This window comes from Bulleidia sp. zg-1006 (assembly GCF_016812035.1).
Taxonomy (GTDB): Bacteria; Bacillota_I; Bacilli_A; order Erysipelotrichales; family Erysipelotrichaceae; genus Bulleidia.
In genome coordinates this window covers 1113423-1134135 of sequence record NZ_CP069178.1, presented here as the reverse complement: position 1 = coordinate 1134135, position 20713 = coordinate 1113423, and the positions used below count along the sequence as shown (strand labels likewise).

Below are 20713 nucleotides of genomic sequence, written 5' to 3'. Positions count from 1 at the left end.
TTAAAAGAAAGCTATTTAGTATAGATGGAATAGTTTTTATAACATTTTAAAGATGAGACATCGCAATAAAGCGGTGTTTTTTATTAGAAAGATACCTTATAAACAAACCATGAAGCATCCTTTTTGTTTATAATAGAAGTATGAAAAAAATAATCGCTGTTGTAGAAGATGAAAAAGATTTAAACGAACTTGTTTCTCGTTATTTAGAGAAAGAAGGTTTTCAAGTTGTTTCGTTCTTGGATTATGACCATGCTTATCAATACCTAGAAAATCATACGGTTCATCTATGGGTATTGGATATTATGTTGAAAGATAAATCAGGCTTTGACTTGATGGATGAAATTCGTAATCGTGATAATAAAACACCGGTCATTTTTATGTCTGCTCGTGATCAAGAGTTTGACCGTATCTTAGGTTTGGAAAAAGGAAGTGATGATTATATTACAAAACCTTTTTCACCAAAAGAATTGGTTTTACGTGTATTGAATGTGATGAAACGCTCTTATCCGGATAGTAAGAGTATTGAAGTGGATGGCTATCAGATTGATGGAGAAAAACGCATTGTTAAGCGTGGTGATGAAGAAATCGAATTAACAACTAAAGAATTTGAATTGTTAATTTTATTTGTGGAACACAAAGGGATTGCGTTCTCGCGTGAACAAATCCTAGCGCAAGTTTGGGATGATAATTACTTTGGTTCGGATCGAGTGGTGGATGATACCTTAAGAAGATTGCGTAAAAAGTGTCCTGATTTAAGTATTCACACCATCTATGGCTATGGGTATCGTCTAGGATGAAACGCTTTCGTCTATGGGCAAAGTATTTTTCTTTAACCCAACAATTTATTTCTCTTTTATTTATATTGAGTTTGATTTTAGTGATTGGCTTAGCAACTTTAGTTTGGCCCAACATCCATTTTAGTGCATCTCATGATTTGCAAAAAACCTTTGCGACAATAGAAGAAGCCATTCAGGAAGCGAAAGTAGACCATCAAAGTACTTTGTATTTACCATGGGGTAGTTATGTCTATGAAAAAGAAGGGACAATGTGGAAAGCGTATTCAAAGAATGAGCCAAATCTCTATCAGCCTGAGCAATATCATCAAAAGTCAGTTCGCATAGATGGTCAAGAATATCGTATTTACATTGATAAAGAAGCTATTCCAGATGTTGAAAAACGAGTGGGGGAGTCTCTCAATATTATCAATATGCTGGTATTGGGGCTTTTCATGATGGCTATGTTGATATGGTTATCTTCTCTTATTTATCGTTTGTATCGCATTCGTGTGCATATTCGCCATGTGAAATTGAATGAGCCATCACCATTAAAAATAACCCACCACGATGAAATAGGTGCCATTTCTCAAGCTTTAGTGGAAATGGAAGAAACCTTATCCAAACAATCACGTGAAAAAGAGGAAATGATTCAAAATATTTCTCATGATTTAAAGACGCCAATTGCGACGATTAAATCTTATGCGGAAGCGATTCAAGATGGTGTATATCCTTATGGAACCTTAGAAGAATCGGTAGCGGTTATTCAAGACCATGCGAACCGTTTGGAAAAGAAAGTGAAGAGTTTGTTATTATTAAATCGATATGGTTATTTGGCAGAGAAAGAAACAGAAGCAATAACGGATTTGGAACCTTTAATTGATAGTGTTGTGATTTCTCTAAAAGCCATCCGTTCGGATATTGAATTTATTGTAGATAGTGAAAATGTAAGCTTCAAAGGAGAGGAAGAACCTTGGCGAAATGTGATTTCTAATCTTTTGGATAATGCTTTACGCTATGCGAAAAGTGAGATTCGTATTTATTTAAGAAAGAATGAACTACGAATTGAAAATGATGGTCCAACTATTCCAAAAGAAAAATTAAGTGATCTTTTTAATCCTTATGTAAAAGGCAAAGATGGTCAATTTGGCTTGGGTCTAGCAATTGTGGATCGCGTCAGTCAAGGCTATGGCTATCATGCTAGGGCATATAATACTTCCAATGGGGTTGGCTTTGAAATAAAAGGAAAAGAAATTAGAACTAGGGTATAATGAGCGTATGGAAAAAATGATTGAGATACAAAACTTACAAGCTCGCTACATAGATGAAGGTCAAGGAGAGGCGATGGTTCTATTACATGGTTGGGGTCAAAACATTGAGATGATGGCTGAAATTCGTAAAGAATTTTGTCGGAAATATCGTGTAATTTCTTTTGATTTCCCTGGTTTTGCGCAAAGTGAGGCACCAAAGGTAGCTTGGTCAACTCAAGACTATGAAAATTGGTTATTGGAATTATTGGATAAACTTGGGGTACGGAAAGCTATTTTCGTTGCTCACTCTTTTGGTGGTCGTGTTGCGATTCGTTTGGCAGGTGATTACCCGGAGAGAGTCGAAAAAATGGTTTTGACAGGAGCGGCCGGTATTCGCCCGAAGGTTAGCTGGAAGGTTAGGCTTCGCACTTGTATGTATAAACTAGGGAAGTGGTATTTGACCAAATCTAATCAATGGGACAAATTGGAGCGCTATCAAAATTCCCGTGGTTCAGCTGATTATCGAGCGGCGAAAGGTATTATGCGTCCAACATTAGTGAAAGTAGTCAACGAAGATTTATCACCCTTATTGAATAAAGTTAATTGTGAAACTTTATTGGTTTGGGGTGAATTTGATACAGCCGCCCCTTTATGGATGGGAGAAAAAATGGAAAAGGAAATGACGAATGCGACTTTAGTCGTGTTTGATAAACAAGACCATTTTGCGTATTGGAATGAAGCTAATCGATTTAATCAAGTATTGTGGGCATTTTTAGGAGGGAAAACAGAATGATTTGGAGATGTATAGAAGCTGTTTTATTCTTTCTTGGTTTTTATGTGGAATTTTTATATGTATTACACATGTTCCAACAAAATCGCTATGAGATAGGCCGCTTTTACCATTGGATGAAAGATCATATATCTGAGATTTATCATGAATTATACTTTCCTTTTGGACTTGTCTTTTTGTCTATCATATGGTCTTTCATACCAGTTACAGCTGTAAAGTGGCCAGGAATGATAGGGATGAGTCTTTTGTTGTCAGTTATGTATCGTTTCCAAAATCAATTTCATATCACTATCAAGCCTTTGGTATTGACATCGAGAGTGAAAAGGCAACTGTTCATTTCTTTTCTGTTAGTAGGGCTAACCATCTTTAGTTTTATTTATTTCCGTTTGGATTTTTTATGGTTGCTTTGTTTGACTTTAAGTCCTTGGCTTTATATGTACCTAGTGGGTTGGTTGACTTATCCATTTGAAAAGGCAATTCAACAGTATTATATTCATTTAGGCAAGAAACGCTTATACGCTCAAACAGATTTAATTAAAATTGGAATTACAGGTAGTTATGGTAAAACCAGTACAAAAAACATTATTCATTCCATCGTTCGGGAAGAATACAATGCTTTAATGACGCCGGCTTCCTATAACACACCAATGGGTATTACGATGACCATTCGTCATTATTTAAAACCAATTCATCAGGTTTTCATTTGCGAAATGGGTGCCGACCATAGGGGAGAAATTAAGCGTTTGATGAAATACGTTCAACCACAAATTGGGGTTGTGACTTCAATTGGTCCCCAGCATTTATTGACCTTTGGTTCTTTAGAAAATATCATTGCTGAAAAAATGCAGATGATAGAATGCTTACCAAAAGAAAATGGCTTAGGGGTTATTAATTTAGATAATCCTTATATTCGTCAATATAAAGTGAAGAATAAGGTTCCTTTAATTAGTTTTGGTATTCAATCGAAGGATGCGGATTATCGCGCTGTGAAAATCAATTATACGGCAACGGGATCCTATTTCACTGTCATTCATGCACAAGAAGAAGTTCGGTTTCATACAAAGCTATTAGGTGAGTTGAATATCATGAATATCTTAAGTGGTATTGTGGTGTCTCGCCATTTAGGTGTTTCTTGGAAATCCTTGCAAAGAGCAGTGGCTAATATGGAACAAGTGGAGCATCGCTTAGAATTAAAAAAGATGAATGGCTATCGGTTTATTGATGATGCCTTTAATGCAAATCCGATTGGTGCGAAGATATCCTTGGAAGTATTATCAATGATGCCGGGGAAGCGTTATATTATCACTCCTGGTATGATTGACTTAGGTAAGAAGCAAGATGAATACAATCGTGAATTTGGCAAACAAATGAAGCATTTTGTGGATGAGGTTATTTTGGTTGGTCCAAAACAAACAAAGGCTATTCAAGAGGGTTTAGCAGAAATGAATTTTGATTCTGAACATATTCATGTGTATCAAACAGTGAAAGAAGCGTTTTCGTATGTATATGAACATGCGAATGAACATGATACGATTTTACTGGAGAATGATTTACCGGAAGCCTTTAGTCGTTAATTTGAAAAGTTTTTTAAAAATATATTGCAATCATTTAGCTGTCATGGTAATATTACAAGGCACTGAATAAAACAGGTATGCACTTGGCAGCTCGTGAGGAAATACTCAAGAGGCCGAAGAGGTGCCCCTGCTAAGGGCATAGGTCGAGAAATCGGCGCGAGGGTTCGAATCCCTCTTTCCTCGCCATGATTGGTTCTGTGGAGTAGTGGCTTATCTCGTCTCCCTGTCACGGAGAAGATCGCGAGTTCGAATCTCGTCAGAACCGCCATTGCGAGTGTAGTTCAATGGTAGAACACCACCTTGCCAAGGTGGATACGGCGGTTCGATCCCGCTCACTCGCTTTTAACTAAAAAACCCCAGTAAAATGGGGCTTTTTTAATAATTGGACGGATTATGGACGGGTTTTTATTTCGTTTTTGCTAATTCATTGATTGTTTCCATCATCTTTTCATCTGTCTTTTGTAATAAATGAGTATATACCCTTAGGGTTGTATTAATGTCGGAGTGTCCTAGTCGTTTGGATACAGCTACAATATTTACCCCATTATTGATTAAAATAGTAGCGTGGCTATGCCTTAAATCATGCAATCTTATTTCTTTTACACCTGACTTTTTAATAGCTTTCTTAAACTGCTTTTGTACTACTGTTATAGATAAAGAACTATTACCGCCAAATAAAAAACCTTTCTTATATTTGCCTTTTAGCTCTTTCAAAATATCTATTGTATTAGTATCTATCTTTATAGTTCTCTTCGAATTAGCATTCTTTAACGGAATAAAGCCGTTTTTGAAGTGTTTTATGCTTTTATTGATATCTAACTCATTCTTTCTAAAATCATCGCACTGTAAGGCTAATATCTCTCCACGACGTGCACCTGTCCAAAATAAAGTATGGAAAAAAGCACGATACAAAGGATTATCAATCGCATTTTCAAATTGTTCAAATTCTTGTATCGTCCAAGTTTCCATTTCTTTTATGTCGTTAGAAGTTTTCTTTTTTAATGTCATTATGCTGGATATGTCTTTAATGTCATATATTTTATCGGCATATCCAAATACAGAACAAACAGAACCTATAATTCTATTTATTGTTAATCTGGACAGTGAACTAGATTTTAGGTTATTTGCCCATTCCATCAAGCTAGCTTTTGTGATTTTTGAAATGGGGGTATCATAGAATTTTTTACAATGATTTATATATACCTTTCTTTTTGTATCCTTAGTGGATTGCAAACCCTCTATTGATTCGATGTATAAATCCACCATTTTTCCGAAAGTATAATCAGTGGACTTGTTATTGGCTACATTATTTATTAGTTCTGTTTCATACTGTTTTGCTTCACGCTTCAAAGCAAACCCACGTTTTTTTCCGGTCTTTCTTTTTCCTGAAACGGGGTCTTTAGTTTCTATTTGAACATAATATGTTTTTCTCTTTTCATCATATCTAATCATCAAAAACCGCCTTTCTAATTATCTATTAACGCTTTTTACCTGTCATCTATGGATGGCTTTTTTTCGTTACGTGTTAATCAAGTTGGTTGCTTGTGTGTTGAATTTTCTAAACATCTGTGTTATAAAATATACGTAACTTCGTTAATCCACATTAGGTGGTATATTTGGAGGACTTCAGAAAGGCGCTACTGTTTATTGGTGGCGCTTTTCTGCGTTTTCTCGCCTTTGACATAATATCTATGTATAAGACTTTTAACTTTGTGCATTTGATATTCGTTGATAAACAAAGGCGTACCGTCCCTTTTGATAAAAGAGCCTTTAATTCGCTTGATACTTATCCGCTGCATGTCATTGATTTTAATGTAGTTATTCTTGCCATCAACTTTTATCCGATAGTTAGACCAATATTTGTTTGCGGAATCCTGCGAGGTAAACGGTATAACTGTGTAGCTCGATAGGTTTGGGTTAGAGGTTGATACATTCTTTCTCAATACCAAAACAGGTCGTAACTTTTCCAACTCTGAACCTAGGTTCCGCCCTAGTTCCGCCCAATATACACCACGTACCATGATACTTGGTTGTTTTTTTAAGTTTATTTGAAATTGCAATTTTGTCTTAAAGTCAAACCAAGATAGATACTTATAGTAATCTTCGGTTAGTATGTAATTCTCTTTCTCAATACTATTGAAACGTAAGTGCGACAGCTTGTTATACGTGTCCGCTGTTTTGTGAAACAACTTTGTCAGAACATACTCGGATATTAGCAGATATTGTGTATAAGGGACTTGCACATTCGCTCCGTGTAATTTTAATGGTTCTTTAATTGCGGAACGGTCAATCTCTTCAAAATCATCCAAAAATACAACCTTTCGCAATGTGTTAATTTTGATTGTGTTTGACTTTCCGTCATCCTCGTCAAGCGGAACAAAACATACTCTATTTTTTAAGTTCGTGTCACACAGATACATACCGATGTCTGCCTCGTTATAGATATATATGTTTCCGTGAAAGAGTTGAACTCGTCTATTCATATCTGTTCACTCCTTTCTCCTTTGTTTTTTAGTAACACTTATCCGCTATATCCTCCGGGTTCATGTGCCAGATGACTTTTCCGATAATAATTAATTGCTGTTCTTGAGTAATAAGGATGGGCATATGGCTTTTATCGGAGCTATCCGGCATGAGCATTATTTGATTTCCACTTGAATATAAACGTTTAACGGTTGCTGTGCCGTCCATGAAGGCGATAATGATTGTTCCGTCGGAATATCGCATAGTGTTGTTGTGCGTGTCTTCTATGACCACAATAGAGCCATCCGGGATAACATTGTTCATGGATGTATCATTTACCTTAAAAGCATGTAAATGTTTTTTACGCCCTTGAAAGATGATAGGAACATAAACTACGCTATCCGGTTCAGCTTCCAGAAGCTCCTCAAAGCTACCGGCAGAAAGCCCCGAATAATAGCGGAGAGGGAAGTAATCATCAAAAACAATATTAGACATTGGTATTTCGGTGAGATAATCTTCTGAATTATAATTTATTAAATCAAGAGGTGATAATTGAAGAATTTCAGATAATTTTGAAATCTGATTCCTTTTCATATTTTTTATAATACCAACTTCCCATTTTCTAACTGTCGATTTTCCAACTCCACAATAATCTCCAACTTCCTCTAAAGTTAGCCCCAATTCCGTTCGTCTTTTCTTTAACATGCTATCCATAAGAGCATTCCCTCCATCAATGATTAAATTATATTAACTAGTAGCAAAAAAGACAATTAAACCATTGAAAAATATTAAAAAAGTGTCTTAAAAGACTTTACAAAGATAGAAAAGCTTGTTATTATAATAGTGTCCTAAAAGACACGAAAGGAGGAAAGATGGAAATAATAAAAGAAACGATTGAACTTATAACCGCCTTGCTAACGCTAATAAGCTCAATCGTAACATTAACCATTGCTCTTAAAAAGAGCAGAGGGAAGAAGTGAAAACTTCTTTCCTTAATGGTTGTTTCCATTATAACACATATGTTTGAAATAATTATTTTGCTTACAAACACATTATTGCTATTTTACTTATGCAGAAAGGAGGATTAAATGAATACTCAAGTGTTAAAAGGATTATTAGTGGTAAAGGGATATACCTATTCAGATATTTCAAATAAGTTAGGTATTTCATTAACAGCGTTCACAAGAAAAATGAATGGCGTAACCCAATTTAAACAGGATGAAATCAAGAATATATCATCTATCTTAAATTTAAGTGATTCTCAAATCATCCTTGTTTTTTTTCAATAATAGTGTCTTAAACGACACTATTTAGAAAGGATTAACAATGAAAACAGAGGTATGGAATGGTCATCAAATAAGGTTTGTTGAGGTAAGCGGTGAATGGTATGCGGTAGCAGTAGACATTTGTAAAGCACTTGGATTGAAACAAATTACTAGAGCTTTATCAACGGTAGACGGGGTTACTAAAAGTAAGGTAGGGGTAGTTACAGGAACAAAAGGAGATGGAACACCAATTACCCAGACAGTAGAAACAAATGTAATTCCAGAATTTGGTATTTACCAGCTTGTATTTAAGTCAAGAAAAGAAGAGGCAACAGATTTTGATTTTGCGCTTGTTCTTCCGTCACGAAGAATACTAGATGCCTTTGAAGCAACTTTAGCAGAAGTAGTTTTACTATTTTTAGCCATTATTATTCACCTCCTTTCCGCTCCGCCATCAGTATATAGCGGAAAAAGGAGAACACAGAAAGGATAGAACATGAAACAATCACTTAAAAACATCTATGAATTTTTAATAGTAACACTCACCATCACTTTTCCAATTTGGGGATTTATTTGGTGGGCACTAACTGAATAGAAAGGAGAAAGGAATTACTATGCAAAGTACCACACACCACATTATGCATTTCCAAGTCAAATTTAGAGAAATAGAAGAATTGGAAGAAAAAATCAATGAATTAAACAAAGCATTAGAAAAGGCTAATTCGATTATTGATGAATTAGCCGCAAAATATAAGGAAATAAATATTGAAGTTAAAGTTTAAAAAACAAGTGATGTGTTTAAAACATCATACAAATTTTAACAAAAAACAGTTCTTTGACAATGAAATAAGAGGTGCTTAGGTATTAAATTATTGAAGATTTAGTTTTTCTTTTAAGGCATCCTGGAGTACTTGTGAAAAGTTAATGCCATGCTTATTTGCTTCATTATTTAGCCATTCCGGGATAGAAAGTGTTTTCTTAACAGGACGTGACTTAGTGTGCTTTGCATAAACAATGGAGTCAAAATCAACGAGCATAACAGTTTCACTTGGATATTCTTTGGCAATATCTTCAAATGAACTAGGTTGTTTGAAATCTTGAGTATAAATATCTTCAGAGGTATCAAGGTAAGTGCCTAAAGCGTCTTTAGCGAAGGAATAAGCCTCTTCTAAAGTAGAACCTTGAGTAAAACAACCTGGTAAATCGGGAAATTCAACCCAATAGCTAGAATTTTCATGATGGAAAACAGCAGGATAAGAAACGTTTAACATGGTGTATACCTCCTAAAGTTAAATGAAATAGGGACAGGCTATTTTTTAAGCCCTGCTTGCTTGAGAATTGCTTGCTCAAGCCCTTTCCCTAAATCTTTACTGTGATAAGGAACGGTTATTGTTTTCTTAGAAACAGGATTTTGAAATTTGCGGTGAGAACCATTCCCACATTTAATTTCTATAAATCCATTCTTTAGAAGAAGTTTAACCATTTCCTTAGACGTCATTGGCATATGGTTACCTCCTTACCACGTCTATATTATATTACGTATTATTACGTATTGCAATAGGAAAATAAATTATTTATTTCTAAAAAGGTATTGACTTAGCACAATACAAAAGTATTGAAGTTAAGGGAAAGGAGGAACGTGCCAAAAGATAAGAAGATGGGCAGACCTATAATAGGTGAACCTAAAAATAGAGTGATTCAATTAAGGCTTGATGAAACGTCTTTAAGAAAGCTAAACACTCTATCTAAAAAAAGGAATTAGCAAATCCCGGTTAATGAGAGAGCTAATTCGGAAGGCAAAATGAAAATGCAAGATACGTTAGTTAAGTTTGGCGACATAGCAACGTACCTCGCATAAGTCACACCGCAAGGGTGCATAGAGATTATACACTATGCTCCTTGTGTTTTCAAAGAACGAAAAAAGAAAGGAGCTTTTTATATGGAGCTAACAAAAGAACAATTTGAAGAACTCAAAAAACAAATCAAAGCAGAACTCATACAAGAGATGGGGAAATCGGAGAAAGAGCAGATTAACCCCGTTAGGAAGGCGCTGAAAGCCGTTCAATATGAGTATGAGAAGAAAGTACAAGAATTAGCCGGAAGCTATCAGTGGACGAATATACAGCGTGTAGCGTGTTTGATGAACGGTTATTCCCAACAACGATGGGTTCAAAATTCGGATGCGGAAAAGGTAGCGAATACTGCTAAAGAATTATGCGAATCCATCATTAATGGATTTTAAATTAGAGAGGAGAACATATGAAACTACAAGTATTCAATTTTAACAATCAACCTGTACGAACAGTACAACTAAACAATCAACCTTATTGGGTATTGAAAGATGTATGCGAGGTATTAGAACTCAGTAATCCAACCGTAGTAGCAAGTCGATTAGAAGATGACGAACGGGCTAAGTTCAACTTAGGTCGTCAAGGCGAGGCAATAGTCATCACAGAAAGTGGCTTGTATGCCGTCATTTTAAGAAGTGATAAACCAAATGCAAAGGAATTTAGAAAGTGGGTAACATCTGAAGTACTACCAGCCATTAGAAAAAACGGTGCATATCTAACGGATGAAAAAGCCTATGACATAACCCACAATCCGCAATCACTAGCTGACTTGCTTTTGCAAGCAGGAGAGCAATTGAAACGAAAAGAGCTCATCATCAAGGAGCTTAAGCCTAAAGCCTTGTTTGCGGACGCTGTGGATTAATCTGATACATCCATCTTAGTTTGTGATTTAGCGAAGCTTATCAAACAGAATGGCGTTAATATTGGCGGTAATCGTTTATGGGAATGGCTAAGAGAAAAAGGCTATATCTTCAAGCATTCATGTGAGCCCACTCAAAAGAGTATGGATTTAAAGCTATTTGAAGTAGTGGAAAGAACAATTCAAAGAAGCGGGCATGCTCCAAAAGTCACTCGAACCACAAGGGTTACAGGAAAAGGTCAGTCGAGAATTAAGAAAAATCGTAGGTGCAAGGGTAAATGATACTGAAATCAAAAAAATAAGTAGACACTTTTACGACCAAGCATATAATCGAAAAATGAATCCATTTGATATTACAGATGCAATCAAACATAGTTTAAAAATTGGTGATATTAAAGTTAATAAAAATGGCAAATCATCATTTCAAATTATTGGTCAAAATGCTACAGTATATTTAAATCCAGATAATGGTACAATAACTACCGTTCATAAGACACATACGAAACTTGTAGAAAAATTAATGAAGAGGAAAGATTATGAAAGTAAAACTTGAACAATCTGAAAAACAGTTACTCTATGATATTGGGATTTCAATTGAAAATAGGGAATATGAGGATGATGAACTTTTACAAATTGCTGATGAAGTCTATTTGGAAGAATCGTGTAATGTCGAAAAGAATGAAAAACCGGCAAATTCCCGACTCATAGGATATAATTTCGGTGCTAACAAGTACCACAGGATTGTAGAAACAGTAAAACTCACAAGTGGTGTAATGGTGGCTATAAGTTCACTATTTTTAATATTTATAGAGTTTTATCCAAAGCTTTTTGTATGCCCCTATACTTCTGATACCAGACTACTTGAGATAACGGGTCATAATATAAGGATATACCTTCTTGGTATAACTTTTGTGGGCATCCATTCTATTGCGACAACCTACTTTCAGTCTATAAGAAGACCTAAAATATCATCTTTATTGTATATACTGAGGTATGGAGGTATCCTAATACCCCTCTTGTATATGGTACCAAAAATAATGGGCATAAATGGAGTATACCTTTCAAACGCCCTGAGTGATACAATATCTGGTGCTGTAGCATTGATATTCTTGTATATAGATATACATAGTTTAAGCAAAAGGCAAAGACTCTTTGAAGACCTTTAATCAAATATACAATAATACATTATAGGAGAATAAATTATGACTAAAGAAGAACGTGCTAAAAAATGGTTTTTTAATATACCTAACAGTCAAGATATCTGTATGGACACAAAAATTGATATATGTAATAAGGTGGCAAAGAAATCAATTATTCTATTTTTCTTATTATTAGTAGTGGAGTGTATTTTATTATTTATCCTAACTAAGGGTGAAATTTTCACCCTTGAAGCAAATTTTATTAATAGTGTTTCCAAAAGCATTTATACGACAAATCGCTATAGACTATTAGGACTTATTGGAGGACTTATATTTTTACCTCTTATAGGACTCCCTTTGATTATAACCTTAATATACAAGAATAAATCTATAAAATCAGAGGTGGCTAATCTTATAAAGGTAATGGAAAATACGGGTATAGATGGCCAATTTTCCAGAGACCCTAATAAGGAAAATAAGGAAGATATTCTTCATTTTGAAAATATAAATTTCAAGTTGGCTATTATTCAAGTTCTAATGTATGACTTGAAGTTATTAAGGCCTTCATTTGATATATATGATTTTGCCAAACAGTACACAAGAGGAGATATTGACACGGATACTTGTACTATAATTGAACCGGCAATCAATTTTTTCAAAGAGCTGGCCATCCCAAAGAGCTTAGCATCACATATAGAAACAATCTATATGGATGGTGGAAATGACATCTATATGAATATTATTCCGGCTTGGGATGGAGAAGATGATTATTTTGATTTGAATGAAGTAAGCTTATCGGAACTAGAGCAATTTCCTAATCTTAAGAAAGCTACTATTATGACTAGTAAATACGATAAAATTAAAGAAATTTTTGATATACTTAATATAGATGTGGAATTACTTTAATATAGCTAAAGAATTTTATTCATCTGTAAGAGGAAGTAAAGGAAAATAACCTATACTTCCTTTTTTATATCATGTCTACTTTATTAGTATAGATCCACTAATCTCAGAGTAGAAAAAATATCCTAAAGTGCTATAATCTTTCGTAGGAAAAGTAGGGCGAAAGGAATCGGGCATGAAAGATATATTTATGGATACCGCAAAAGTTATGGCAAAAGGACAGGTTACCATTCCAAAAAGGATAAGGGAACTTTTAAATTTAGAAAATGGAGACTATGTTACTTTTGTGGTTAATAAAGATAGAGTCGAAATTCAAAATTCCAATGTTTTTATTGAAGAAAAGATTAAGAAATAAAGGTGGTGAAATAAGCAGATGACGATAGATGAAATTAAGAAGTTAATTCAAACCGGAGAAAAGATAGATGTTGAGTTTAAAGAATCTAAGAATGCTTTAACCAAAGATGTCTTTGATACGGTATGCTCTTTCAATAATAGAAATGGCGGACATATTTTACTTGGTGTAAATGATAAAAGAGAGATTGTTGGTGTTAGTGAAGATAAAGTAGATAAAGTGATTAAGGAATTTACTACGGCAATCAACAATCCGCAAAAGATGTATCCACCACTTTATTTACTGCCGGAAACTTTTGAAATTGAGGGAAAACAAGTTATTTATATAAGAGTCCCTGAAGGTTATCAGGTGTGCAGACACAATGGAAGAATTTGGGATAGGTCTTATGAAGGGGACATCAATATCACAGATCATTCTGAACTTGTATATAAGTTATATGCAAGAAAACAAGGAAGCTATTTTGTTAATAAAGTATATCCGAATCTTGATATTGATTTTCTTGATGCTTCTGTCATTGATAAAGCTAAGAAAATGGCTGTTTCTCGAAATAAAAATCATGTTTGGGAAAATATGAGTAATGAGGAGCTTCTTAGAAGTGCCAATTTGATACTGACAGATCCGGAAACAAAGCGTGAAGGAATCACATTAGCTGCTATTTTGCTATTTGGAAAAGATAACTCTATTATGTCCGTTCTTCCGCAGCACAAAACGGATGCGATATTCAGGGTTGAAAATAAGGATAGATATGATGATAGAGATGTTGTCATAACAAATCTGATTGACAGCTATGACAGGCTGATAGAATTTGGACAAAAGCACTTGAATGATTTATTTGTCTTGGACGGAATTGTCAATGTCAATGCAAGAGACAGGATACTCAGAGAAATAGTTTCCAATACACTGGCTCATAGAGATTATTCAAGTGGTTTTCCTGCAAAGATGATTATTGATGATGAAAAGATTACGGTTGAAAACAGCAACTTGGCTCATGGGATGGGAGCTTTAGATTTACAAAAGTTTGAGCCATTTCCTAAGAATCCTGCTATCTCTAAAGTTTTCAGAGAAATAGGTCTTGCGGATGAACTTGGTTCAGGAATGCGAAATACCTACAAGTACACACAGCTTTATTCAGGACAAAACCCGCTATTTGAGGAGGGAGATATATTCAGAACGATTATTCCTCTAAAGAAGATAGCGACACAAAAGGTTGGTGGAGGAAATGTCCCTCACAGTGTCTCTCACGATGTCCCTCACAGTGTCCCTCACGACAGAAATGAGCTTATCGAATTTATAAAAATGCAAGTAAGATTAAATAATAAAATTACAAGACAGGCTATTGCAGAAAGTGCCGGGGTAAGTGTAAAAACAATACAAAGGGCTTTGAAAGAAATAGATAATCTGAAGTATGTAGGTAGTGGTAATAGCGGACATTGGGAGCTAAATGAATAGAATTAAGTTGCAATACACAGAATCGAAAGGTGATTAGAGTAAAATCTAACCACTTTTTTTGTTTGCAAGATATTTAACTCTTTCCCTTATGCATGATAACCCCACCCATCCTATGGAATAATTATATATAAATTATTTTATAGGAGGGATTATATTGAAATATGGATATGTCAGAGTATCGACAAGGGAACAAAATATAGATAGGCAGCTTACTGCCATGAAAAAAGAAAACTTAGAGATGAAGCAAATCTACGTAGACAAAGCCGGCGGAAAGGATTTCAACCGCAAAAAATATCAACTGCTCATAAAAAAAGCTAAAAGAGGGCGACGAGCTATACATCAAGTCCATAGACAGGCTCGGCAGAAACTACGACGAAATCTTAGAGGAGTGGAACAAAATCACAAAAGAGAAAAAAGCAGACATCATCGTCTTAGATTTCCCCTTACTCGACACAAGAGAGAGGATAGAAAACCTGACAGGCAAATTCTTAGCAGACATCGTTTTGCAAGTCTTGTCCTATGTCGCACAAATAGAGCGGGAAAACACCCACCAAAGGCAAATGGAGGGCATAAAAGAAGCCAAAGAAAAAGGCGTCAAGTTTGGCAGACCAAAACAAAAACTTCCCGATAATTTTTACGAAATCGTAACACTATGGCAAAACGACAAAATCAGCCTTAGAGAAGGAGCAAAACGTCTAAAAATAAGCCATTCAACTTTTTCAAGAAAAATAAAAGAACTTAACATAACAAAAACCGATAACTTAAACGAATAAAATTTCACAAAACCGGAACGAAAAGTAGACTTTTAAATCCACCTAAATTTAATAAAAACCTAATCATAAAAATCCCATTTTAAAGCCTAAATATACTTTTTTTAAAGCCTAAATATACTTTGATACGAGTATAGCATAAGTGGACTAAAAAGTCTGAATTAAAATCCGACCCATTCCATACTAGAAATACTGGATAAAACATTGAAAAAGGTGGTGTTTCAAGTTTGAAAAGACCTTAATCAAACCAAAAACCACGGTACTTAAAACAAATAGAAAAAAACAGGAGGTGAACCAAGTGAAAAGACAGATAGATTTCAGAATAAAACGGATCAAAAAACCGCCACTTGAAAAAATCAAGCTACAAATCGATTGTCTACCCTGTAGCCTAAGCTTAGGGCATTTTAACTAGACTGTTTAAACAGTCCATAGTTGTTAATAAATAGATGATACAAGGAGGAAAATATGCAAACAAAGCTAAAACAAAGATTTCAAAAATTCTTTTCCATAATGCTGACAACGCTTATGGTTTTAACATCTTTAGCCCCTACTGTTTTTGCACAAGCGAAACAAAAGTCGATTGAGGTAGGCCCATACGACTTGACCATCATTGACAGTACACACGATGGGAAAACAATTGACTATAAGAAAGAGGGAAATCCTGGATACAACGAGTATCTAACTAACCCTAAAAAATTTACGCAACCTGTCGGAAAAGACCAAAAAGTTTCTAAACTATCTTTAAAACTTGCAGTCAACCTCTCCGCAAAAACAGCGATTAAGGATGGCGAGACGCTTGAAATTCCAGCTTACTTAGGGGATGAATTTAAAAATGCCACCTCTACAGCTAAGCCTATAAGATATGGCACAGGCGACGAAATTGGTACTTATGTTTATAACAAAGGAAAATTTATTTTAAAATTTTCAGGAGACTACATTAAAAATAATGATGTCAAAGACTTATCCACAACACTTCGTACAGATGACGTAACCATTTCAAATACAACTTACGGCACAGGAAAAAATGGTGAAAAATCCACACTCTATGGAAAAGTGGTGGATAAAACCATCGTTGCAGGCTATGAGAAGAAGAACGCCGACGCACCGGCAGGACCCGGACCCCTTAGCCTTGACAATGTAACCATCAAATCTTTTGAAATCATTGATGTCGCAAATGGGAATAAGAAGATTGATTACAGAACAAGTGATAGTTCAGAGTATGAAGCATATAAGAAAGACCCGTCTAAGTTTAGTAATGCTTTTTGTGAGGGACAAAAAAATAGTAACTTTAAGTTGAAATTATCGATGACTTATACGGCTCAAAAACCAATCTTAGTTGGAGATACCCTTACTATTCCGGCATTTGCAGGACATGAAAAGCAAAATTTTGCCAAAAAACCTTTGTTGGATGGAACAAAGCATGAGATAGGCACTTGGGAATATAAAGACGGAAAGATTGAAATTAAGTTCAGTGGCGATTACATTAAAAACCAACAAGTAAAGAGTTTTACTGCCTCTTTTGAAACGGGAGAAATGAAAGCATATCTGATTGATGGTGGAAAAACATTTCATTTAGGAGAAAGAAAAACACAAATCGGTAAACTTGGGAAAGAAGATCTTGTAGTAGGTAGAGAAAAAGAGTATGTAGTATCACAGAATAACAATGAGACATGGCAAACAGTTTATAAGTCTGCACCAGCAGCGAGTGACTCTCATATTGTTTGGCGATTTGGACTAATGTCTGATTACATCAGAAAAAATATTGATGGAAAAGAACACCACTTTTTTAATTCATATTTATTAGAACATAATGGGGAATATTCACCAAAGACACTGACGGATGTATACATGGAAGATACATTTATTGATTGCGTGGAAAGTCCTACTCTGAAATCAGTAAATGTGTGGATTTCAGGTATAGACGATAAAGGGAAAGTAGTTTCTGGTAGCTATCCAGTAAATTTACCGTCTATTTTGAAAAAAATAGAACAAGGAAATAAAACGAAAACGCAAATTAAAACCTCACTTAAAAAGGGTGAATATTGTATCTATGATAATAAAGACGGTACCTATACACTTATGCTTAAATGGTGGGATATGAATGATGGAAATGCTCCTAAATATGATGATATTCCATCAATTAAAGCCGCTGGTGGTGTCGGAAATTATTTAAAGAAAACCCATGATGTGTATAGCAAGCTTAAAGCATCAACTATCAATAAGATTAATAATATATACAAGGGGAAAATCGTTCAGAATCTGTATATGGATTTTCATGCGAGATACGTTCCTGTAAAAGAAAGAACAGAAATTCCAAACACTGCAACAATCAGTACCAAGCAACTTGGTAACAAAGAAGTGAAAGCAACAGGTGTTTTAACCCCACCAGCCGGTATTGCCGACGCACCAGCTGACCCGCTAACTGTAAAACTGGTCAAGTCAGATAGAAAAACAGGTGCAACCCTATCACAAGGCTTTAAGTTTAAACTACAGACCACAAAAGATGGCGGTAAAACTTGGACTAAAGTAGATGTAAAATCGGATATGGTTGAGCAAGGTAAATTAAATACTGATAAGACCTTAACTCCAAATGATAAAGGAACCATTCAGATTAAAAAACTGAATGTCGGAAAATACCGCTTTGTCGAAACAGCCCATCCAAAAGGCTACGAAGATGTAACAATCAATGATGCGAAACCAAACAGTACACAAAACCCTACTTCCGCCAACTCAAAGGTCATCACACTAACCAACCAAGGAAGCGGAGCCTATGTAGCTATGTACAATAATCCAAAGGGAGAAAAGGTAGAAGTTAAGGTAACGAAGCAGTGGGTAGGACCTGAAAAAGACACTGTCACCGTAAAACTATTGGCAGATGGAAAAGATACAGGCAAAACCCTTACTCTTACAAAAGCTGAAAAATGGCAAGGCAGCTTCAAGAACCTAGATAAACACAATATCGACGGGAAAGAAATCGAGTACGATGTCAAAGAAGTCGCCATCCCTAACTATGAAAGTAAAACAACAGGGGACGCAAAGAATGGCTTTACCATTACCAATAAGAATGTAGAGAAAGTAAACATTCCGGTTAAAAAGGTTTGGAATGGTAAAAAAGAGGATAAGGTAAGAGTAGGACTACTTGCGAATGGTAAAGAAGTAGCCTTTAAGGATTTGAATGAATCGAATAAATGGCAGTGGACATTTAGTGGTCGTCCAAAGTATGACGATAAGGGTAAAGTAATCACCTATACCGTTAAAGAAGATAAGTTAAAGGGCTATCAGACTGTCATCACAGGAAACGCAAAGACAGGTTTTACGATTACCAACACCAATGTAGAAAAGGTATCCGTTTCGGTAACGAAGCAGTGGGTAGGACCTGCAAAAGATTCAGTTGTTGTAAAACTAAAGGCAGGAGGTGTAGAAAAAGCTACCGCCACTCTAAGTAAAGCGAATTCTTGGAAACATACCTTTAAAGACCTTCCAAAGTATGATAAGGATGGAAATAAGATTGAGTATGATATTGAAGAAGTAAGTATAGAGGGATATATCTCAGGTAGGAGTGGTACAGCAGAATCAGGCTTTACCATTACCAATACCATTACAGGTAAAGTATCCGTACCGGTTACCAAGAAATGGGTAGGAAAAGAAGGAACTTCAGCAACCGTTCATCTTTTAGCAGACGGTCAGAAAGTAGCCGGTGTTACTCTGAATAAGGCTAACCATTGGCAACATACCTTCACCAACCTTGAAAAGTATAAGAACGGAAATGAGATAAAGTACACCGTAGAAGAAGAAAAGATGCCACTTTATGACATCAGTATGCAAGGAAACGCAAAAGATGGCTTTACCATCACCAATACCCATGTCCCACCTAAGAAAGAAGTATTCACAGGTGGTACAACAACCAACATTGATGGTAAGAAGGTCAACCCCGGACAAGAACTGACTTACGCCATTACCTACAAGAACACAACAGGTAAAGATGTTAAAGCAACCATCACTGACACTATCCCAGCACATACCAGCTTCGTATCAGCAGAGAATGGTGGACAATACGCAAATGGTAAGGTGACATGGACAGCGGATGTTGCTAAAAACAAGAGTGTTACCGTTAAGTTCACCGTCAAAGTGGACAAGGACGTGAACGGAGCCCCTGTCGATAACAAAGCTAAGGTAAACGATGGTGAAAATGAGTATGATACGAATGAAACTCATAATCCAACACCAACTGAACCTAAGAAAGAAGTATTCACAGGTGGAACGACTACCAACATTGACGGTAAGGCAGTGAAACCTGGACAAGAATTGACTTACGCCGTTACCTACAAGAACACAACAGGTAAAGATGTCAAAGCAACCATCACTGATACCATCCCTGCTCATACAAGCTTCGTATCAGCTGATAACAATGGCAAGTATGAAAATGGTAAAGTCACATGGACAGCTGATGTTGCCAAAGACAAGAGTGTTACGGTTAAGTTCACCGTCAAAGTGGACAAGGACGTGAACGGAGCCCCTGTCGATAACAAGGCAAAGGTAAACGATGGTGAAAATGAGTATGATACGAATGAAACTCATAACCCTACACCAACTGAACCTAAGAAAGAAGTATTCACAGGTGGAACAACGACCAACATTGACGGTAAGGCAGTCCAACCTGGACAAGAACTGACTTATGCCGTTACCTACAAGAATACGACGGGAGAAGAGCGTGATGTAACCATCACCGATAAGCTACCAAAGCATACTGAATTCGTATCTGCCGATAACAACGGCAAGTATGAAAACGGAATGGTTAAGTGGACAAAGAAGCTAGCTAATGGTGAAAGCTGGACGGTTAAGTTCACAGTCAAGGTAAATAAGGATGTTAACGGAGCAACGCTTACTAATACAGCAAAAGTCAACGATGGAGTAAATGATTACGATACCAATACGGTGAAGAATCCAACACCAAAGACTCCTCATAATCCTGAACCAAAGAATCCACATTCACCAAGAACAGGAGATAGCAGTAATATTACACTGTTGCTCATGATGTTACTGGCTTCGAGTGCAGGACTAGGTGTGACTTACATGAGAAGAAAAAGAGTGTAAGCAGTAGGCATAATAAAAAGTTCATTAAAAGAAGTAGATAAAGGCAACAGGAGACAACAGCCCAATTCCTGTTGCCTTTTCTTTTGCATAGGAAAGAATAATTTTTGGAGGATGCGAATGAGTGAAGTAAACAAGCAGGAAATAGGACAAGAGGAAGATAGGTATAAGCCAATGAGTATGAA

At 35.8% G+C, this 20713-nt stretch carries 22 protein-coding genes, 3 tRNA genes and 1 pseudogene; 21 read left to right on the top strand and 5 right to left on the bottom strand.

All coding sequences use genetic code 11. The features are described 5' to 3' along the window. The first annotated feature begins 140 nt into the window (after positions 1-140). From JOS54_RS05740 to JOS54_RS05710, 7 genes are all read left to right on the top strand, one after another. Entirely contained in the window at positions 141-797 is a 657-nt protein-coding gene (locus JOS54_RS05740; RefSeq protein ID WP_203244658.1) for a response regulator transcription factor, read from the top strand. After that, entirely contained in the window at positions 794-2044 is a 1251-nt protein-coding gene (locus tag JOS54_RS05735; RefSeq protein ID WP_203244657.1) for a sensor histidine kinase KdpD, read from the top strand. The genes JOS54_RS05740 and JOS54_RS05735 overlap by 4 nt, the downstream gene beginning before the upstream one ends. A gap of 7 nt (positions 2045-2051) precedes the next feature. Beyond that, complete coding sequence (locus tag JOS54_RS05730; protein WP_203244656.1) at positions 2052-2816, top strand: alpha/beta fold hydrolase; 765 nt, start codon at positions 2052-2054, stop codon at positions 2814-2816. 224 nt (positions 2817-3040) lie between these two features. After that, complete coding sequence (gene murF, locus JOS54_RS05725) at positions 3041-4387, top strand: UDP-N-acetylmuramoyl-tripeptide--D-alanyl-D-alanine ligase (protein WP_238928332.1); 1347 nt, start codon at positions 3041-3043, stop codon at positions 4385-4387. A gap of 95 nt (positions 4388-4482) precedes the next feature. After that, a tRNA-Ser gene (locus JOS54_RS05720) sits at positions 4483-4573 on the top strand. A gap of 5 nt (positions 4574-4578) precedes the next feature. Beyond that, positions 4579-4655, top strand: a tRNA-Asp gene (locus JOS54_RS05715). A gap of 2 nt (positions 4656-4657) precedes the next feature. Continuing rightward, positions 4658-4728 (top strand) — tRNA-Gly (locus tag JOS54_RS05710). Between the two features lie 64 nt (positions 4729-4792). Here the strand turns inward: JOS54_RS05710 and JOS54_RS05705 are convergent. From JOS54_RS05705 to JOS54_RS05695, 3 genes are all read right to left on the bottom strand, one after another. Continuing rightward, on the bottom strand, positions 4793-5839 hold the full coding sequence (locus JOS54_RS05705; RefSeq protein WP_203244654.1) for a site-specific integrase: 1047 nt from the start codon (positions 5837-5839) through the stop codon (positions 4793-4795). 185 nt (positions 5840-6024) lie between these two features. Further along, positions 6025-6870, bottom strand: a complete 846-nt coding sequence (locus tag JOS54_RS05700; protein ID WP_203244653.1) for a type II toxin-antitoxin system PemK/MazF family toxin — start codon at positions 6868-6870, stop codon at positions 6025-6027. Between the two features lie 28 nt (positions 6871-6898). Next, positions 6899-7564: a LexA family transcriptional regulator gene (locus JOS54_RS05695; protein WP_203244652.1), complete on the bottom strand. Its 666-nt coding sequence runs from the start codon at positions 7562-7564 to the stop codon at positions 6899-6901. A gap of 374 nt (positions 7565-7938) precedes the next feature. Here JOS54_RS05695 and JOS54_RS05690 point away from each other — a divergent pair, with 374 nt between their 5' ends. The 3 genes from JOS54_RS05690 (at position 7939) to JOS54_RS05680 (ending at position 8897) form a co-directional block, all read left to right on the top strand. Then, positions 7939-8139: a helix-turn-helix domain-containing protein gene (locus tag JOS54_RS05690; protein ID WP_203244651.1), complete on the top strand. Its 201-nt coding sequence runs from the start codon at positions 7939-7941 to the stop codon at positions 8137-8139. 37 nt (positions 8140-8176) lie between these two features. Then, positions 8177-8608 (top strand): BRO family protein, encoded by a 432-nt coding sequence (locus tag JOS54_RS05685; RefSeq protein ID WP_203244650.1) that lies wholly within the window; start codon positions 8177-8179, stop codon positions 8606-8608. 121 nt (positions 8609-8729) lie between these two features. Then, entirely contained in the window at positions 8730-8897 is a 168-nt protein-coding gene (locus JOS54_RS05680) for a hypothetical protein (RefSeq protein WP_203244649.1), read from the top strand. An 87-nt stretch (positions 8898-8984) separates the two neighbouring features. Here the strand turns inward: JOS54_RS05680 and JOS54_RS05675 are convergent, their stop codons facing one another. Then, positions 8985-9386 (bottom strand): type II toxin-antitoxin system HicB family antitoxin, encoded by a 402-nt coding sequence (locus tag JOS54_RS05675; protein WP_203244648.1) that lies wholly within the window; start codon positions 9384-9386, stop codon positions 8985-8987. A 38-nt stretch (positions 9387-9424) separates the two neighbouring features. Further along, positions 9425-9619, bottom strand: a complete 195-nt coding sequence (locus JOS54_RS05670) for a type II toxin-antitoxin system HicA family toxin (RefSeq protein WP_203244647.1) — start codon at positions 9617-9619, stop codon at positions 9425-9427. 135 nt (positions 9620-9754) lie between these two features. On the opposite strand from JOS54_RS05670, the gene JOS54_RS07940 reads away from it, so the two are divergent. From JOS54_RS07940 to JOS54_RS05620, 11 genes and pseudogenes are all read left to right on the top strand, one after another. Next, a complete protein-coding gene (locus JOS54_RS07940) occupies positions 9755-9877 on the top strand; it encodes a hypothetical protein (protein WP_255520657.1) in 123 nt (40 codons plus the stop codon). A gap of 177 nt (positions 9878-10054) precedes the next feature. Then, positions 10055-10357, top strand: coding sequence for a hypothetical protein (locus tag JOS54_RS05665; protein ID WP_203244646.1), 303 nt, complete (start codon positions 10055-10057; stop codon positions 10355-10357). 17 nt (positions 10358-10374) lie between these two features. Then, positions 10375-10827: a BRO family protein gene (locus JOS54_RS05660; RefSeq protein ID WP_203244645.1), complete on the top strand. Its 453-nt coding sequence runs from the start codon at positions 10375-10377 to the stop codon at positions 10825-10827. 12 nt (positions 10828-10839) lie between these two features. Then, positions 10840-11106 (top strand): phage antirepressor KilAC domain-containing protein, encoded by a 267-nt coding sequence (locus JOS54_RS08015; RefSeq protein ID WP_203245791.1) that lies wholly within the window; start codon positions 10840-10842, stop codon positions 11104-11106. Further along, positions 11021-11377 carry a hypothetical protein gene (locus JOS54_RS05650; RefSeq protein WP_203244644.1) on the top strand — a complete coding sequence of 119 codons (357 nt, stop codon included), beginning with the start codon at positions 11021-11023 and terminating at the stop codon, positions 11375-11377. The genes JOS54_RS08015 and JOS54_RS05650 overlap by 86 nt, the downstream gene beginning before the upstream one ends. Continuing rightward, positions 11361-11990: an MATE family efflux transporter gene (locus JOS54_RS05645; RefSeq protein ID WP_203244643.1), complete on the top strand. Its 630-nt coding sequence runs from the start codon at positions 11361-11363 to the stop codon at positions 11988-11990. The genes JOS54_RS05650 and JOS54_RS05645 overlap by 17 nt, the downstream gene beginning before the upstream one ends. Positions 11991-12026: 36 nt before the next feature. After that, positions 12027-12869, top strand: a complete 843-nt coding sequence (locus tag JOS54_RS05640) for a hypothetical protein (protein ID WP_203244642.1) — start codon at positions 12027-12029, stop codon at positions 12867-12869. Positions 12870-13041: 172 nt separating this feature from the next. Then, positions 13042-13221 carry an AbrB/MazE/SpoVT family DNA-binding domain-containing protein gene (locus tag JOS54_RS05635; RefSeq protein WP_203244641.1) on the top strand — a complete coding sequence of 60 codons (180 nt, stop codon included), beginning with the start codon at positions 13042-13044 and terminating at the stop codon, positions 13219-13221. An 18-nt stretch (positions 13222-13239) separates the two neighbouring features. Further along, positions 13240-14667: a helix-turn-helix domain-containing protein gene (locus JOS54_RS05630; RefSeq protein ID WP_203244640.1), complete on the top strand. Its 1428-nt coding sequence runs from the start codon at positions 13240-13242 to the stop codon at positions 14665-14667. A gap of 217 nt (positions 14668-14884) precedes the next feature. Beyond that, positions 14885-15440 (top strand): annotated as a pseudogene (locus tag JOS54_RS05625) (recombinase family protein). A 462-nt stretch (positions 15441-15902) separates the two neighbouring features. Then, positions 15903-20531 carry a Cna B-type domain-containing protein gene (locus JOS54_RS05620; RefSeq protein WP_203244639.1) on the top strand — a complete coding sequence of 1543 codons (4629 nt, stop codon included), beginning with the start codon at positions 15903-15905 and terminating at the stop codon, positions 20529-20531. Positions 20532-20713: the final 182 nt, after the last annotated feature.